This window comes from Rhizobium sp. RSm-3 (genome assembly GCF_001854685.1).
Classification (GTDB): Bacteria; Pseudomonadota; Alphaproteobacteria; order Rhizobiales; family Rhizobiaceae; genus Rhizobium; species Rhizobium ecuadorense.
Window position 1 is genome coordinate 50343 of the sequence record NZ_MAWZ01000004.1, and the last position, 15202, is coordinate 65544.

General features: G+C 61.4%; 21 protein-coding genes. 7 read left to right on the forward strand and 14 right to left on the reverse strand.

Annotation, left to right across the window (positions count from 1 at the left end):
* The first annotated feature begins 71 nt into the window (after positions 1-71).
* Positions 72-383, forward strand: coding sequence for a DUF1294 domain-containing protein (locus BBJ66_RS07630; RefSeq protein ID WP_049734295.1), 312 nt, complete (start codon positions 72-74; stop codon positions 381-383).
* Between the two features lie 4 nt (positions 384-387).
* On the opposite strand, the gene BBJ66_RS07635 is transcribed toward BBJ66_RS07630, so the two are convergent.
* Entirely contained in the window at positions 388-897 is a 510-nt protein-coding gene (locus BBJ66_RS07635) for a GNAT family N-acetyltransferase (RefSeq protein ID WP_049734294.1), read from the reverse strand.
* Positions 898-1195: 298 nt separating this feature from the next.
* Between BBJ66_RS07635 and BBJ66_RS07640 the strand changes: the two genes are divergently transcribed.
* The gene (locus BBJ66_RS07640) at positions 1196-1453 is read left to right on the forward strand and encodes a YjhX family toxin (RefSeq protein ID WP_003586907.1); all 258 of its coding nucleotides are present in this window, start codon (positions 1196-1198) and stop codon (positions 1451-1453) included.
* Between the two features lie 50 nt (positions 1454-1503).
* On the opposite strand, the gene BBJ66_RS07645 is transcribed toward BBJ66_RS07640, so the two are convergent.
* The 4 genes from BBJ66_RS07645 to BBJ66_RS07660 all read right to left on the reverse strand — a co-directional run bounded on the left by BBJ66_RS07645 (position 1504) and on the right by BBJ66_RS07660 (position 4480).
* Positions 1504-1779 (reverse strand): hypothetical protein, encoded by a 276-nt coding sequence (locus tag BBJ66_RS07645; protein WP_071086036.1) that lies wholly within the window; start codon positions 1777-1779, stop codon positions 1504-1506.
* 100 nt (positions 1780-1879) lie between these two features.
* A complete protein-coding gene (gatA, locus tag BBJ66_RS07650) occupies positions 1880-3361 on the reverse strand; it encodes an Asp-tRNA(Asn)/Glu-tRNA(Gln) amidotransferase subunit GatA (protein WP_049734291.1) in 1482 nt (493 codons plus the stop codon).
* A 57-nt stretch (positions 3362-3418) separates the two neighbouring features.
* Entirely contained in the window at positions 3419-3706 is a 288-nt protein-coding gene (gene gatC, locus BBJ66_RS07655; RefSeq protein ID WP_049734290.1) for an Asp-tRNA(Asn)/Glu-tRNA(Gln) amidotransferase subunit GatC, read from the reverse strand.
* A gap of 69 nt (positions 3707-3775) precedes the next feature.
* Entirely contained in the window at positions 3776-4480 is a 705-nt protein-coding gene (locus BBJ66_RS07660) for a metal-dependent hydrolase (protein WP_049734289.1), read from the reverse strand.
* A 227-nt stretch (positions 4481-4707) separates the two neighbouring features.
* Between BBJ66_RS07660 and ruvX the strand changes: the two genes are divergently transcribed.
* Positions 4708-5199 carry a Holliday junction resolvase RuvX gene (gene ruvX / locus BBJ66_RS07665; protein WP_049734288.1) on the forward strand — a complete coding sequence of 164 codons (492 nt, stop codon included), beginning with the start codon at positions 4708-4710 and terminating at the stop codon, positions 5197-5199.
* Here the strand turns inward: ruvX and BBJ66_RS07670 are convergent.
* From BBJ66_RS07670 to BBJ66_RS07675, 3 genes are all read right to left on the reverse strand, one after another.
* Complete coding sequence (locus BBJ66_RS07670) at positions 5139-5468, reverse strand: DUF6105 family protein (RefSeq protein ID WP_049734287.1); 330 nt, start codon at positions 5466-5468, stop codon at positions 5139-5141. The two genes, ruvX and BBJ66_RS07670, sit on opposite strands and share 61 nt — an antisense overlap.
* Complete coding sequence (locus BBJ66_RS34885; RefSeq protein WP_167347801.1) at positions 5465-5638, reverse strand: hypothetical protein; 174 nt, start codon at positions 5636-5638, stop codon at positions 5465-5467. The genes BBJ66_RS07670 and BBJ66_RS34885 overlap by 4 nt, the downstream gene beginning before the upstream one ends.
* A gap of 132 nt (positions 5639-5770) precedes the next feature.
* Positions 5771-6430, reverse strand: coding sequence for a TetR/AcrR family transcriptional regulator (locus BBJ66_RS07675; protein ID WP_049734286.1), 660 nt, complete (start codon positions 6428-6430; stop codon positions 5771-5773).
* A gap of 284 nt (positions 6431-6714) precedes the next feature.
* Here BBJ66_RS07675 and BBJ66_RS34890 point away from each other — a divergent pair, with 284 nt between their 5' ends.
* From BBJ66_RS34890 to radC, 3 genes are all read left to right on the forward strand, one after another.
* Positions 6715-6891, forward strand: a complete 177-nt coding sequence (locus BBJ66_RS34890) for a hypothetical protein (protein ID WP_184344155.1) — start codon at positions 6715-6717, stop codon at positions 6889-6891.
* Between the two features lie 271 nt (positions 6892-7162).
* A complete protein-coding gene (gene map / locus BBJ66_RS07680; protein WP_071086037.1) occupies positions 7163-7999 on the forward strand; it encodes a type I methionyl aminopeptidase in 837 nt (278 codons plus the stop codon).
* A gap of 7 nt (positions 8000-8006) precedes the next feature.
* Positions 8007-8834 carry a RadC family protein gene (radC, locus tag BBJ66_RS07685; protein ID WP_071086230.1) on the forward strand — a complete coding sequence of 276 codons (828 nt, stop codon included), beginning with the start codon at positions 8007-8009 and terminating at the stop codon, positions 8832-8834.
* Between the two features lie 106 nt (positions 8835-8940).
* Here radC and BBJ66_RS07690 read toward each other — a convergent pair whose 3' ends face one another.
* The 5 genes from BBJ66_RS07690 to BBJ66_RS07710 all read right to left on the reverse strand — a co-directional run bounded on the left by BBJ66_RS07690 (position 8941) and on the right by BBJ66_RS07710 (position 12844).
* Positions 8941-9915, reverse strand: a complete 975-nt coding sequence (locus BBJ66_RS07690; RefSeq protein WP_071086038.1) for an amidohydrolase family protein — start codon at positions 9913-9915, stop codon at positions 8941-8943.
* A gap of 178 nt (positions 9916-10093) precedes the next feature.
* Positions 10094-10783, reverse strand: coding sequence for a type 1 glutamine amidotransferase domain-containing protein (locus tag BBJ66_RS07695; RefSeq protein ID WP_071086040.1), 690 nt, complete (start codon positions 10781-10783; stop codon positions 10094-10096).
* Positions 10784-10794: 11 nt separating this feature from the next.
* Positions 10795-11844, reverse strand: a complete 1050-nt coding sequence (locus BBJ66_RS07700) for an NAD(P)-dependent alcohol dehydrogenase (RefSeq protein WP_071086041.1) — start codon at positions 11842-11844, stop codon at positions 10795-10797.
* A 100-nt stretch (positions 11845-11944) separates the two neighbouring features.
* Positions 11945-12244: a superoxide dismutase gene (locus tag BBJ66_RS07705; protein ID WP_071086044.1), complete on the reverse strand. Its 300-nt coding sequence runs from the start codon at positions 12242-12244 to the stop codon at positions 11945-11947.
* A 30-nt stretch (positions 12245-12274) separates the two neighbouring features.
* Entirely contained in the window at positions 12275-12844 is a 570-nt protein-coding gene (locus BBJ66_RS07710; RefSeq protein WP_071086046.1) for a flavodoxin family protein, read from the reverse strand.
* Positions 12845-13042: 198 nt separating this feature from the next.
* Here BBJ66_RS07710 and BBJ66_RS07715 point away from each other — a divergent pair, with 198 nt between their 5' ends.
* Positions 13043-13948, forward strand: a complete 906-nt coding sequence (locus tag BBJ66_RS07715) for a LysR family transcriptional regulator (protein ID WP_071086048.1) — start codon at positions 13043-13045, stop codon at positions 13946-13948.
* 199 nt (positions 13949-14147) lie between these two features.
* On the opposite strand, the gene BBJ66_RS07720 is transcribed toward BBJ66_RS07715, so the two are convergent.
* Positions 14148-15131 (reverse strand): aldo/keto reductase, encoded by a 984-nt coding sequence (locus BBJ66_RS07720; protein ID WP_071086050.1) that lies wholly within the window; start codon positions 15129-15131, stop codon positions 14148-14150.
* Positions 15132-15202: the final 71 nt, after the last annotated feature.

The following is a 15202-nucleotide window of genomic DNA, read 5'->3' on the forward strand; positions in this document are numbered from 1 at the left end:
GCGTGCGGCGTGGTTTGACGGCTGGCGGCGACATTTGCCGTGGGTTAACCGAGGCGCGATAGAGTTGCCGCATGACGATCATCGATATCACCAAATGGGCCGCACCGTTTCTGGCGCTGAACCTCCTCGTCTTCTCGATCTATTTCCTCGACAAGCAGGCGGCGCGCGATGGCAGGTGGCGGATCAGCGAGCGCACGCTTCTGACGCTTGCGCTGATCGGCGGCAGCCTCGGCGCGGTGGCGGCCCAGCAATTGCTGCGGCACAAGACGAGAAAGGAGCCGTTCCGGTCGATCCTGGCGGCGATCCTGATCCTGCACGGTGCCTTGGTCGCGGTGCTGATCTTCGTGCCGGAATGGCGCGTTTTCCCTCTCCAGGATTTTTGAAGCGTCAGAATTCCTGCCCGTATCCACCCTGGCCGTCCGAAACCAGCGATTTCGTCAACCCGACCGAGGGCACGTCGCGGTCGAGCTTCGGATTATAGGCGACCGAGAGCCAGTGGATGCTGTAGCCGTGCTTGCGGAAGAAGCCGATCGCCTCGTTGTTGCCGGAATGGGTCTGCATCGCCGCCTTCTCGAAGCCTCGGTCGGCGATCTCCTTTTCGATGCGCTCGAGAAGGGCGGAGCCAAGTCCCTGGCGGGTGAAGGCGGGATCGATCCAGAAATCCGAGATTGTTTCATCCAGGCCTTCGCGCGCCGCCCAGCCTGCGACCTGGCCGTTCTGCTCGACGACGGTGATGGTCAGCCAGTCGTTTTCCACGAAGTTGCGAAAGGCGTTGCGGGCTGCATCGATCATCGCGTCCGATTCGCCGATCGACGCCATCGCTTTTTGCCAGGCCCTCAGCCCGATCTCGCTCAACAGCTCCGCTTCGCCGTCGCGGGCATTGCGAATGTGGATCAACGACACCTCCGCGTTACCCCACAACTAGACCATTGAGTCGGCGAATTTACCAGTGCCCCCAGGGAGATGATGGCTGGAAACTGCGGTTTTCGACCGGTTTGATCGGCGAGTACGGTCTTGACCGCCTTTTGCGCGCGAAATAAAAAAAATCTTATGTTGAGCCTGTCACAGACCCGGTAAAGGCCCTGCCCGCAAGTCCGCTTGCGCGTATGGGCCCGAAAAAACGAAGCCCTGACGTTCGAAAGAGCGCCAGATCGTTTTTGTGCGCCCTGTCGGGCGCGATACCGGATCTCAACACATGGACATTTCCCGCACGGAGCAGCGCATCCTGCATCTCATGGCCCAAGGCGGCCGCATCGAAATTTCCCGCGACGACGACAGGAAGATCGAGGCGGTCAGCTGCTTCACCCGCGACGGCTGGCTCTATCCCGGCGTCGACCTCGATCTCTTCCGCAGGCTGAAGCGGCTGAGAGCCATCAAGTCCTCCAGCGGCCAGCCCTACCGGATCACCGAAAGAGGGCTGAAGCTGGTCAGGTCGCAGCTGAACAACAGGTAGCAGTCAATCATCCTGGCCGCGTCTCACACCGGCGCGGTCAGGATTTAGCCTCAGGCCTTTGCAGAAAGTTCCACCCGCATCGCCGACCATTCCTCGGCCATCGTGCCCGTGCCGCGTCTCTTGCCGGCACGGCGATACCAGTAATCGGCGTTCCAGTCGTCGCCCTCGATGCGATGACAGAGCGCATGGCCCCAGTCGAACGGCTGTTCGCCTTCGTGGCGCTGGCAGATTTCGTGTACCGCCTGCCAATCCGCACCCATGGTGAAGCCGCCGGCGGCCAGGCGATCCGCTGCCTCGATCAGCCGCCCGAGATCATTGCTCGCCATAAGCTCCTCCTGATTCCCGTTAGCGATCAGCCAACCGCTTTAAAGATGCACCTTTTCGCATTCGACGCCATGCTCTGGAAGAGCCGGATCGTGAGGCCTGTTACCACCACTTGGCCGGCGTAAACCGGCCGGCCGCCTGCTCGATGACATGAGCTGTCTTGAAGAGGGTTTCCTCATCGAAGGGCTTGCCGATCAGCTGCAGGCCGAGCGGCAGACCCTTCTGGTCGAGACCGGCGGGCACGGCGATGCCCGGCAGGCCGGCCATGTTGACCGTGACCGTGAAGATATCGTTGAGATACATCTTCACCGGGTCGGAAGCGAGGTTCTCATCGGCGACGCCGAAGGCGGACGACGGGGTGGCCGGCGTCAGGATGGCGTCGACGCCGGCGTCGAAGGCGAGTTCGAAATCGCGCTTGATCAGCGTGCGGACCTTCTGGGCACGGATGTAATAGGCATCGTAATAACCGGCCGACAGCACATAGGTGCCGATCATGATGCGGCGCTTGACTTCCTTGCCGAAGCCGGCGGCGCGCGTCTTCTCGTACATGTCGACGATATCCTTGCCGTCGACGCGCAGGCCGTAGCGCACGCCGTCGTAACGCGCCAAATTCGAGGATGCCTCGGCGGGAGCGACGATGTAATAAGCCGGAAGCGCGTATTTGGTGTGCGGCAGAGAGATGTCGACGATTTCGGCGCCGGCATCCTTCAGCCAGGCAATGCCCTGGCGCCAGAGGGTCTCGATCTCCTCGGGCATGCCGTCGACACGATATTCGTTGGGAATGCCGATCCTCATGCCCTTCAGCGACTGGCCGAGGGCTGCCTCGTAATCCGGCACCGGCAGATCGACCGATGTCGTGTCCTTGGCGTCGACACTGGCCATCGACTTCAAGAGGATCGCGGCATCGCGCACGTCGCGGGCGATCGGGCCTGCCTGGTCGAGCGAGGAGGCGAAGGCGACGGTGCCCCAGCGCGAGCAGCGGCCGTAGGTCGGCTTGATGCCAACAGTGCCGGTGAAGGCGGCCGGCTGGCGGATTGAGCCGCCGGTATCGGTTGCGGTGGCGCCGGCGCAAAGATGGGCGGCGACGGCCGCGGCCGAGCCGCCGGAAGAGCCGCCGGGAACGAGCTGCTGGTTGGAGCCCGCGGCACGCCAGGGATTGATCACCGCGCCATAATGCGAGGTCTCGTTGGAGGAGCCCATGGCGAACTCATCCATATTCAGCTTGCCGAGCATGACGGCGCCGTCATCCCAGAGGTTCTGCGTGACGGTCGATTCATAGCGCGGCTCGAAACCATCGAGAATATGGCTGCAGGCCTGGGTGTGGACGCCGACCGTGGCAAAGAGATCCTTGATGCCGAGCGGAATGCCTTCGAGTTCGCCCGCCTTGCCGGCAGCGATGCGCTCGTCGGAGTTCTTCGCCATCAGCCGGGCGAGATCCGGCGTCACCTTGATATAGGCGTTCAGATGACCGTTGGCCGCATCGATCGCCGAGATATAGGCCTCGGTCAGTTCGAGTGCGGTGATTTCCTTGGCGCGCAGCTTAAGGCGGGCTTCGGCAATGGTCAGGCTGGTGAGTTCGCTCATGATGTTTTCGCTTCAGATCTGAAAATGGCAACAGGGGTCGGAAAGAGGCTTGAAGCCTTATTCGACGACTTTCGGCACCAGGAAGAAATTGTGGTCGGTGACGGGCGCATTAGCGACGATATCGGCGGCCTTGCTGCCGTCGGTCACCGCATCCGTCCGCTTCTTCATCGCCATCGGGGTGACCGATGTCATCGCTTCGACGCCATCGACATTGACTTCGGAGAGCTGCTCGACGAAGCCCAGGATGCCGTTCAGCTCGCCGACCATGCGATTTGCCTCGTCCTCGGAGACGGCAATACGGGCAAGGTGGGCAACGCGCTTCACGGTGGCAAGATCGACGGACATGGCATTCTCCGGATGGGATTTTTCCTACCCGCTATAAAGGCCATGTCCGCCCGGTGCAACGGGATTTCGTCAGATCGACAGGCTCTCGGCGGGCTTCAGCGCCTTCACATCCGTCTTCGATCCCTCCATGCCGGCAACGAATTTATCGGCCGTCTGCTCGATGATCGGGAAGGTGCCGAAGTGACAGGGAATGGCCGTCTTGAAGTTGAAATAGCGCCGGCAAGCGAGTGCGGCCACGGCGCCGCCCATGGTGAAGCGGTCGCCGATCGGCACCAGGCCGATATCGGGCTGGTGCAATTCGTTGATCAGGGCCATGTCGGCGAAGATGTCGGTGTCACCCATGGCGAGGACCGAGGCTTCGTCATCGAAGTGCAGCATCAGCCCGTTGGCATTGCCGAGCGCATGCGAAACGCCGTCCTCGGTAATCTGGGCAGACGAGTGCAGCGCGTTGGTGAAGGTCGCGGAGAAGCTGCCGAGCGCGATCGTGCCGCCGGTATTGCCCATCTCGATCTTGTCGACGCCCTTGGAGCCGAGCCAGGCGGCGAGATCGGCATTGGCGAGAACGACGGCGCCAGTTTCCTTGGCAAGCGCCACCGTATCGCCGACATGGTCGCCATGGCCATGCGTCAGCAGGATATGAGTGACGCCTGACGAGACATCCTTGATATCCTGGCCGGAAAAGGAGGCGTTATGGCTGAGGAAGGGATCGAGTAGGATCGTCGCCTTTCCGGTCTCGATGCGGAAGGCGGAATGGCCAAGCCAGGTGATCTTCATGAAATCTCTCCTTTATTACGTGATGCAAAAAACGGTTTGGGGAGATCCGGATGATTTTAGGCTGGATCTGCCTAAAATCTGAATCCGCATCTCAATCAAAGAATTGGAGCATGATGTCGTCCGAAAACCGCTCACACTTTTCGGCATCATGCTCTATGGACATATCTCATGCAGCAGCAAAGAAAAGCGGCGGCGACTTCAATTTCTTTTGACGGGATGAATTGGCGATGACGGTGCTGACGATCGAGGAAATGGCCGAGACGCTTGCCCCGCGGCAGGCAATTGCCGGCCTCGATCTCGGCACCAAGACGATCGGGCTTTCGATGTCCGATCTCGGGCGGCGTTTCGCCACGCCCCGCCCGGTGATCCGGCGCGTCAAATTCACCATCGATGCGCAGGCGCTGCTGGATTTCGCACAATCGGAAAAGGTCGCGGGCTTCGTCATCGGCCTGCCGATGAATATGGACGGATCGGCAGGCCCGCGGGTGCAGGCGACGCGCGCCTTCGTGCGCAATATGGAGCAGAAGACGGCGCTGCCCTTTGTCTATTGGGACGAGCGGTTATCGACGGTCGCCGCCGAACGGACGCTGCTTGAAATGGACGTCTCGCGCGCCAAGCGGGCCGAACGGATCGATTCGGCCGCCGCAAGCTTCATCCTTCAGGGCGCGCTCGACAGGCTTTCCTTGCTGGCGAGATCCGATGGAGACGAATTCAGCTGACGCGCCTTCCACCAGGCGATGATCGACTTGCGTTTCCGAAAGCCGAGGATGGCGAAGACGACGAGACTGTCGACGGCGATCGTGCGGGCAACGAGCGGCGGGATGCTCTCCGGCGGGATGCCGAGCGCCTCGCCATACAGCTGGAACGTCAGGTCATGCACCTGCCGCGTCAGCATGAAGATGCCGAAGTTCATGTCGTAATAAGAGAGCCAATACCATCCGCCCAGAAAGACGATGGGGCCGGCCCAGAAGATCAGAAACCACTTCATGCGGCCTCACCTCCATGCTTGCGCGCGACGGGCAGATCGAGGGAAACCAACCAGGTCGACAATGCCATGATGCACAGCACCAGCGTCGGAATTGCGATATCCAGCGCCAGGACTGCGAAGAACATCATCGCCGTCAAAAGAAAGGCGGCTTTGGCGATCCTGGTTCCCATGGACGTCAACTCGGGGGCTCTCACTCATTCCATCTCTGCTCTCCCCCACACTGTCGGGTTAGCCGAGGCCAGGCAACGTAAACCATTCATTAAGGTTAACGCCGTAGCCGCCCCCTGTGGATAAGGCAGGTATCAGCCGTAGATGCCGCGCACGATGCGCTTCAGCGCCGTCGCCGCCTTCTCCCAGTCCTTCGGCGTCTTCAGCGACAGACCGGCGCATTGTCCGCCGCTTGCGGCGGCAAGCACGAGGTGCTGGATCGCCGCGATGATGACGGCATTGACGGCCACCGCATCCACGCCCTTCGGCGGTGCCAGCGAGCCGCGCATGCGCTCCAGCCACAGAGCGAGCGCCTTCGAACGCGCCTCGGAAAGCCGCCTCACCTGCTCGGTGTTCTCAGATATCTCCCAGGCGAGGATGCGGCGCATCAGCGGATCGTTCCTCAGGGCGTCGAGCAGGAGAAGCGCCAACCGCTCCATCAGGTCGCCATAGGTGAGCAGGAACATGCCGCCGGCATCTTCCGGGATGCGATCCCTCACCCATGTGCCGAGATCGGCGCCGATCGCCTCGACCAGCCCGTCGAGACCACCGTAATAACGATATATCAGCTGCTTGTCGCAACCGGCGCGGCGGGCGACCGCATTGATACCGAAATTCTGGAAGCCCTCCTCGGCCAGCAGGCCCTTGGCGGCAACCAGGATGGCGCGCTCCGTGGCGCCGCGATCCCGGACGCGCCGCTCCGGCTCGCCGCCGGCCTCAGGCAAGTTTTCAAGTTTTACCGCTTCATCAAGCACGAACGACCCTTCCCCGCTGTCACCAATCGGTGAGTAGCGGGGAGGTTTCATGCAATCAATCCTATCCTCTTGGGAAGATTGTGGATATTCCCCCCTTGGCAGATGATTTTGCCGGCGAACAAGAACCGGCGGACGATCCGTGGTTGGGGCTCCCCCGCGACCAGGGCTTACAGGCCGTCTCCCCGCCTGTTGCAACCAGCGTTGTTGCCGGCGGAATCTGGAACAAGAGAGATTTGCAGCCGACGGCGTGACGAATTATGTTAGTAGCGAATAGGAGATCGACGATGCTGTTGCGGAAGTATCGAGAAAACAGGGAAGCGCTTAAGCAAATCGGCCGGGAAGCGTTGGCCGAAAGCCGTCGGCTGGGTCTGACGATCTCTGCCAAGGATCGGCAGAACGAAGCCAAAGATCGGGCGAAACGTGAGCGCAACAAGAATCGCGCACCTGCTACGGTGAGGTAGCAATCGCTTCATGCCGGAATTGACGTGCATTATCCTTGGTGGGCCGAACGGCTCCGGCAAATCATCCGCCTTCCGTAGGCTTCATTCTATCAACCTATCACCTTGAGAAGATTGCCGATATTCATCCGCGACCATCGAACTCGCTATCAACCGACGTGCGGAAGGCGGGCCATATCCTTTCAGAAATCTCGCCGCGGCTGTTGATCGCGATGGACGAACCCGGCATAGCTGCATTATGAACAATTCTAATATTCTCCGCTAAGGCCCTGCAATGGTGAACTATATCGAAGCCTCTTCCGCGCCCTCGAAGAATACGGGCGCCATCCGGCTTTACGACGCGCAAGCATTCGAGGGCATGCGCAGGGCATGCCAGCTGACGGCGCGCTGCCTCGATGCGCTGGCCGACATTGTCAAGCCCGGCCTGGTGACCGACGACATTGACCGGTTCGTCTTCGATTTCGGCATGGATCACGGCGCCCACCCGGCAACGCTTAACTATCGCGGCTACACCAAATCGACCTGCACCTCGATCAACCACGTCGTCTGCCACGGCATTCCGAACGACAAGCCGCTGCGCGAAGGCGATATCGTCAACATCGACGTCACCTTCGTGCTCGACGGTTGGCACGGCGATTCCAGCCGGATGTATCCTGTGGGCACGATCAAGCGCGCCGCCGAGCGACTGCTCGAGGTCACCTATGAATCCCTGATGCGCGGCATTTCCGCCGTCCGGCCCGGCGCCCGCACCGGCGCGATCGGCGAGGCGATCCAGACCTATGCGGAGGCCGAGCGCTGTTCGGTGGTGCGCGATTTCTGCGGCCACGGCGTCGGCCGACTGTTCCACGATTCGCCGAATATCCTGCATTACGGCCGCGCCAACGAAGGGCCGGAGCTGCGCGAGGGCATGATCTTCACCATCGAGCCGATGATCAATCTCGGCCGGCCGCATGTGAAGGTGCTGGCCGACGGCTGGACGGCGGTGACCCGCGATCGATCGCTTTCGGCGCAGTACGAACACACCGTCGGCGTCACCTCCGAGGGCTGCGAGATCTTCACCCTGTCGCCAGGCGGGCTCGACCGCCCCGGCCTGCCGTCGTTTGCCGGGTGACGATGCGATGGCGAAGGGGCCTGTTGCGACATCTTCCGACGACGAGCTCCCTTTTGCCATTGAAGAGCCTGTTGCCGCAGACGAACGCTCGTTCTTCGGCGGACGCCCGCAAAAACCGTCCGTGCCGGATGCCAAGACGGCCCTCCCCGCCTCGCTCGCCGGCCAGGAACATTATCACGGCCATCGCGAACGGCTGCGTGACCGCTTCCGCGAGCAGGGCGACGCCGCGCTTGCCGATTACGAAATCCTCGAACTCCTGCTTTTCCGCCTGATCCCGCGGCGCGACACCAAGCCGATCGCCAAGGCGCTGATCGAACGGTTCGGCTCGCTCTCCGGCGTCTTCGGCGCGCCTGCGGCGCTGCTGACGGAGGTGAAGGGTGTCGGCGAGGCCGTGGCGCTCGACCTGAAGCTGATCTCGACCGTGGCGCAGCGGACCCTGAAGAGCGAGCTCAGGAACAAGCAGGTGCTCTCCTCCTGGTCATCGGTGATCCAGTATTGCCATGCCGCCATGGCCCACGAGACCCGCGAGCAATTCCGCATCCTCTTCCTCGACAAGCGCAACGTGCTGATCGCCGATGAGGTGCAAGGCCGCGGCACGGTCGACCACACGCCGGTCTATCCGCGCGAAGTGGTCAAACGCGCGCTCGAGCTTTCGGCAACGGCGATGATTTTAGTCCACAACCACCCCTCCGGCGACCCGACGCCATCGCGCGCCGACATCGACATGACCAAAGTGATCATCGATGCGGCCAAGGCGCTCGACATCACCGTCCACGACCACATCATCATCGGCAAGGACGGCCATGTCAGCCTGAAGGGGCTGAAGCTGATCTGAAAAGCGCAGGGCCGGCTGAATCGGCGGTCGTTCAAACTTGCCGAGATTTCCTGTCACGCCAGTGCGAAGTGACGGACTCCGTCGATAGCAAGGTTATGGAAATGAACTACGGTGCGCCTACAAGACGGTTCCAGTTCCGATGAGCGAATTTCGCCTTGTCCGCCTCATCGAGCGACAGGCTATCCAGGAAACGCCGCGCGTCCGCCCCCGGCCGATACTGGTAAGGATAGTCCGTCGAAAACAGGATGCGGTCTGGTCCGACTGCTTCGATCGCCCGTTGCAAATAGGCGGGACTGAACATGCCGCTTGCCGTCAGGTAGAGATTGTTGCGCACATACTCCTCGAATGGGCGCTGAAGGCGAGCCACCCGATCGAGCATGGCCAACCGCTCCAGATAGAAAATTACCAATTCCCCCCAATGGCCAAGGATCACCTGCAGCTTGGGATGGCGGTCGAAAACGCCGGTCAAAACGATGCGGATGAACTGTACGCCGGCCTCATAGTGCCATCCGAGACCAAAGGTGGACAAGGCGAGATCAACCGGCGCGTCGAACCCAGAATAGTAGGCATCGCGCACGCTGGTCTGCGGGATCTGCGGATGGATCAACAGCGGGACCCCGAGATCTGCCGCGCAGGCAAAGGTCGACTCGAACGTCGCGTGGTCGAGGTTCCTGCTGCCGACGCGACCGTAGAGGACAGCGCCTTTGCAGCCCAGGTCCTCGACGCTTCGTCTCAGTTCAACAGCCGCCGCCTCAGGTTCTGCGGACGGCAGCGCGGCGAGCGCTTGGAAGCGGTCCGGATTTCCGGCGACCGTTTCCGCCAGCAGATCGTTCGACCGGCGCGCCAGGTCCACGCCATGGCGGCCAAGGTTGTTCAGGCCGGGGGTCGTGAGCGATAGGACCTGAACGTCGACGCCCGTCTCGTCCATCAGGGCGAGCCGGCCCTGACCAAGATCGGCAAGGCGCTCTCCGAGCACGCCCGGATTGAGACCAAGCGTTCCGTCATCCGCGCCGGGGATCGTGGTCCAGGCCTGCCTGACTTCATCTGGGAGGACATGCTCCTCGATCCCTATAATCTTCATCTTTGAAATCCTCGAATGTAAGCCAGTAAACTCGGTGCCGCCTTCTCACCGACGGGCCCAGACGACGCGCCAGCTTTCATCATCTCGTATCGATGTGAGGATCAGTTGCTCATCCACGAAACGATAGGCCCGCGGAAGGTCCGCTCCGCCCAAGGACAGTGGGCGCAGACATTATTGTTCAGGACTTCGCGGTAAGCTGATCGACGACAGCCCGGCCGACACCATGCGCGGAGGCCGGATTCTGGCCGGTGACCAGGCGCCCGTCGGTCACGACATTCTCGGCCCAATTCGGCGCCGACCGGTGATGCGCGCCTCGCTTCTTGAGGGTGGTGGCGAGCAGATAAGGCACGACGTGCGTGTACTTCACCTCCGCCTCCTCCTCGTCGGTAAAGGCGGCCACATTCTTGCCGTCGACGAGATAACTACCATCGGAAAGTGTCGCGTTCACCAGAGCGGCAGGGCCGTGGCAGACCGCTGAAACGATACCTCCGGCTTCATAGACTTCCCGGATGACGCGCTGGACGGCGGAGCTGTCGGCAAAATCCCACATCGTGCCATGACCGCCCGCGAAGAAGACCGCCGAATAGCGCGACGGATCGATCTCGCTCAGGATAAGAGAGTGGGCGAGTGTGTCGCGGAATTCGCGATCCTTCCAGAAGCGCTCATTGACCGGATCGGTGAGGTCAAAGAAGTCGATCGGCGGATGTCCGCCGCGGATCGAGGCGATTTCAGTCGGGATGCCGGCGTTGCGGAAGACTTCGAGCGGATGGGTGAGTTCGACCATCGCAAAGCCGGTCGGCTCACCGCTGTCGCCGCGGATCGGGTGGCTGGTGACCACACAAAGGATGGGTTTGATGTTCTCTGCCATTGTGTTGTTCCTCAGGGCTTGAGCGAAGTCATGTCGATGACGAAGCGATACTTCACGTCGCTCTTCAACATGCGCTCAAAGGCTTCGTTGATCTTTTGGATGGGAATGATCTCGACGTCGGAGACGATGCCGTGCTCGCCGCAGAAATCGAGCATCTGCTGGGTTTCGGGCACACCGCCGATGAACGATCCGGAGATTGCCCGGCGACCGCGCACAAACCCGCCGGCATTCACCGGCGTGCTGAGCGGCGCCATGTAGCCGATAAGCACCAAAACGCCCTCGAGCGCCAGCGTCGGCATGTACGGGTTGACATCATGATCATAGGGGACGGTGTCGATGATGACATCGAAGCGACCGGTGACAGCCTTCATCTGCTCCGGATCACCCGATAGCACCACATGATCGGCACCAAGGCGGAAAGCATCCTTCTCCTTGCCGGCCGAACGCGTGAACAGCGTCACGTCGGCGCCCAGCGCCTTGGCGAGCTTCAACGCCATGTGGCCAAGGCCGCCGAGACCGATCACGGCGACCTTGCTGTCCTTGCCCACATTCCAGCGGTGCAGCGGCGACCAGGTGGTAATGCCCGCGCACAAGAGCGGCGCCGCGCCGGCCGGATCGAGCCCGTCCGGCATCGACAGCACGAACTTGTCGCGCACGACGATGGAATCCGAATAGCCTCCATAGGTCACGCTGCCATCCTGTCGGTCGGCGCTATTGTAGGTGTAGGTCGAGCCCTCGACGCAATCCTGCTCCCAGCCCTTCAGGCAAGGCTTGCAGTGCTGGCAGGAGTCGACCATGCAGCCGACGCCGACCAGGTCGCCCCTCTTGAAGCGGGAAACGCCCGTCCCGACCTCGCGCACGCGGCCGACGATCTCGTGACCAGGGACGATCGGATAGGTCGTGAAGCCGCCATGGTTGCGGGCAAGGTGCAGGTCCGTATGGCAGACGCCGCAGAAGAGGACGTCTATGACGACGTCGTCCGAACGCGGTGCACGCCGTTCGAACGCAAACTGTTCGAGCGGACCAGTGGCCGATTGAGCTGAAAATCCCATTACTTTCATGATTGGCCCCCTATTCTCGCACCTGGCGCCGTTGCTTTGTCCGCTGGACCCGACCACGCCTCCCGAGCGCAGCCGGGAGCCGGTTTGGCGAGCCTCAGTCTCAGGCGTTTCCGGAAGCGAACAGCGCTTCCCAGTTCAGAAAGGGACCGAGCGGAATAACGTCCCAGCCAATGAGCCCGGCCTTGGCGAGGGGGAAATCGGCGAGCGCCTTCCTGGCGGCCTCGATGGACTCGGCCTCAGCGATGATGGCGACGCCGGGACGGTCTTGGCGGAAATAGATGTCGCGAATGGTGCCGCCCTTGTACATCTGCCAGGCGTGGCGGGCTTCGTCCTGCATGTGCGGCTGGTACTGTTCCATCGTGGCGCCGGGTTGGGGGACGTCGAGGCAAAGCAGTTTCATGGGGCTAGCTCCTTGATTGGGTAAGATGAATTAAGCGGGCTTGAACCGGCCGGCGGTCTCTGCAACGCGGCGGCCGAGATATCGTGCGGTGCGCAGATCGCTGTCCGGCGGCGCGATGTCAGGCGCCTGATCCACATTCGCGTGCGTCATCACCCCGAGCCAGCTCCCGAGCCGGTTCAGATCATCGGGGCTCGACGTGCTGCTGTTATTGCCCGGCATAAGGTCAAGGCCGACCCAGATCATGCCGTGCTGGGCGGCGAAGAGCGCCATCGAGACCAGCGAGTTCAGCTTGTCGCCGTGCTGCGCACCAGAATTGGTGAAGCCGGCGGCGATCTTGTTGCGCCACTTCAGCTGTGTCCATGCGACCTTCGTGGACTCCTCGAAAAACTGCTTGAGCCTGGCGCTGATCATGCCGTTATATGTTGGCGATCCGAAGACGATCGCATCGCTCTTCTCGAGCGTCTCCCAGTCTACCGAACCGTCGGAGACAGCGATGAGCTTGACCTGCGTGCCGTCGACCTCCCGCACGCCCTCGGCCGCCGCTTCGGCAACGCGCGCGGTATGGCCATAACCGCTGTCATATACGATCGATATCAGCATTCTACGCCCTTCCATTGACGAGATTTGCGCCCGACAAAAGGAGGACGCCGACCCAAAGTCAGCGACGGCCTCGAAAATATCGTTTGCTTCGCAGCGGTTGTATCGTAGAATGCGCAAGACCATTAGAAATCATTTTTCACTTCTTTGGTTCCTAAAATTCTACAATCAGTGAATTTGCTATTCGGGAGGCTGCCCGGCGTGCGTGACAGATTCGATGGTGTGCAGATCTTCGTTGAGGCGGTCGAAGCGGGCGGCTTTGCAAAAGCGGCTGACCGGCTGAAGCTGACGCGCTCCGCGGTCGGCAAAGCGATTGCACGTCTGGAGGAGCGCCTTTGTGTCCGGCTGTTTCACCGGACGACCCGCACGCAAAGCCTGACGGAGGATGGCCAGCAATATTACGAGCGTTGCATTCGTGCCATCGACGAACTGCGTGCCGGTGAGTCTCTCCTGGAATCTGGCCGACGCGAGGTCGTCGGCAGACTCCGCGTCTCGCTTCCGGTTCTGTTCGGCCGCTACTGCGCTTCGCCGATTTTACGCGCCTATGCTCGCCAACATCCGAAGCTCGAACTGGAACTCAGCTTCAATGACCGGCAGATCGATCTGATCGCAGACGGTTTTGATCTTGCCGTGCGCAACGGCGCCCTTGGCAACGGAACCTCGCTACACGCCCGGCGGCTGGTCAGCCAGCGCAAGGTGCTATGCGCCTCACCTGCCTATCTTGCCGCACGCGGGGAACCTCGCTCCATCGCAGACCTCTCAGACCATGACCTGCTCGTCTACTGGCGGGGCGATCACGGCCTCGCTTGGCAGCTTCCTGACACGACCGGGGCTCTCATCGATATCTCCGTCACCTCCCGGTTACGTTTCGACGACCTTGAAGTCATCGCCGATGCCGCGGTCGATGACATGGGACTTGCCTGGCTTCCCCATTGGCTGGTCCGGGACCGCATGCGCGCGGGGGATCTTGTCGAACTGTGGGGAGACCGCCCAAGCGCTACGATGGAGTGCTATGCGGTCTGGCCAAGCACCCAATATCTGCCGCTGCGATCGCGACTGGCGATAGACGCACTTGCTATCGAATTGCCGAAGCGTTTCGATCCCTGATATCTCGGCCCTGATCGCATTGGCTTTTGCTTCGCTGTGAAGCTAACGTTCACCTGGCAAGTGGAAGAGCGTGCCGCCTTATTGGCCCGCGGGCTAAAGCGCGTCGCGATCTTTCAGATTCGCTCCTCGCGCTTTAACGCCTTGTTTTTGCGCATGTCGTTGTCGCAAAACCGCTTCACACACTCTTGCGCGACATGCTTTAGAGGCCAACCCGGCGGAGATGTTCTTCAGGGTAGCGCTCCCCTTCGATCCGGATGTCGGCGGCCTGGATTTCGCCGGTATCCTCGGCCGTCAGTTGCACCTCGAGCGCCCCGACATTTTCCTCAAAGCGTTCCAGTTTTCGGGTGCCGAAGAGCGGAACGATCCAGGTCTTTTGCGCAAGCAGCCATGCCAGTGCCACCTGCGCGGGGGTTGCACCATGCCTTTCGCCGATGACTTTGATGAGGTCGACGAGCCGCTGATTGGCTTGGCGGGCCTCTGGGGAGAAGCGCGGGATAGAGTTGCGCATGTCGGAGGTATCGAGCGTGGTGTCCACGGCGATCTTGCCGGTAAGGAAACCCTTGCCGAGCGGGCTGAAGGGTACGAGGCCAATGCCGAGCTCTTCGAGTGTCGGGAGAATTTCCGCCTCCGGCTCGCGTGTCCAGAGCGAATATTCGCTCTGCAGCGCCGCCACCGGCTGGACGGCATGGGCACGACGGATCGACGACGGCCCGGCCTCCGAGAGACCGAACCAGCGGACCTTGCCCTCTCGGATCAAATCCTTCACCACGCCTGCCACATCCTCCATCGGCACTTCCGGATCGACGCGGTGCTGGTAGAGAAGATCGATGTGGTCAGTGCGCAGGCGCTTGAGGCTGCCTTCCACAGCCCGACGGATATGGTCGGGCTTGCTATTGACACCACCGTGATGAACCCCAGTATCGGGATCGACATCCCAGCCGAACTTGGTGGCGATCTTGACCTTGTCCCGAACGGGCTGAAGCGCCTCGCCGACCATCTCCTCGTTGGTGAAAGGGCCATAGACTTCCGCCGTGTCGAAGAAATCCATGCCGCGCTCGACGGCAGCCCTGATGAGGGTAATCATCTCCGCCCTGTCCGGCAGTTCGCGGGCCTTGCCATATCCCATTGCGCCGAGCGACAGCGCCGAAACTTCCAGACCCTGGCCGAGTTTGCGTTTCTGCATGACGATATCCTCCAATCGAGTGATTTAAAATCTAGCTTCGGTCCGGTTGCCTGTCCGTCCCGCCTGGAACG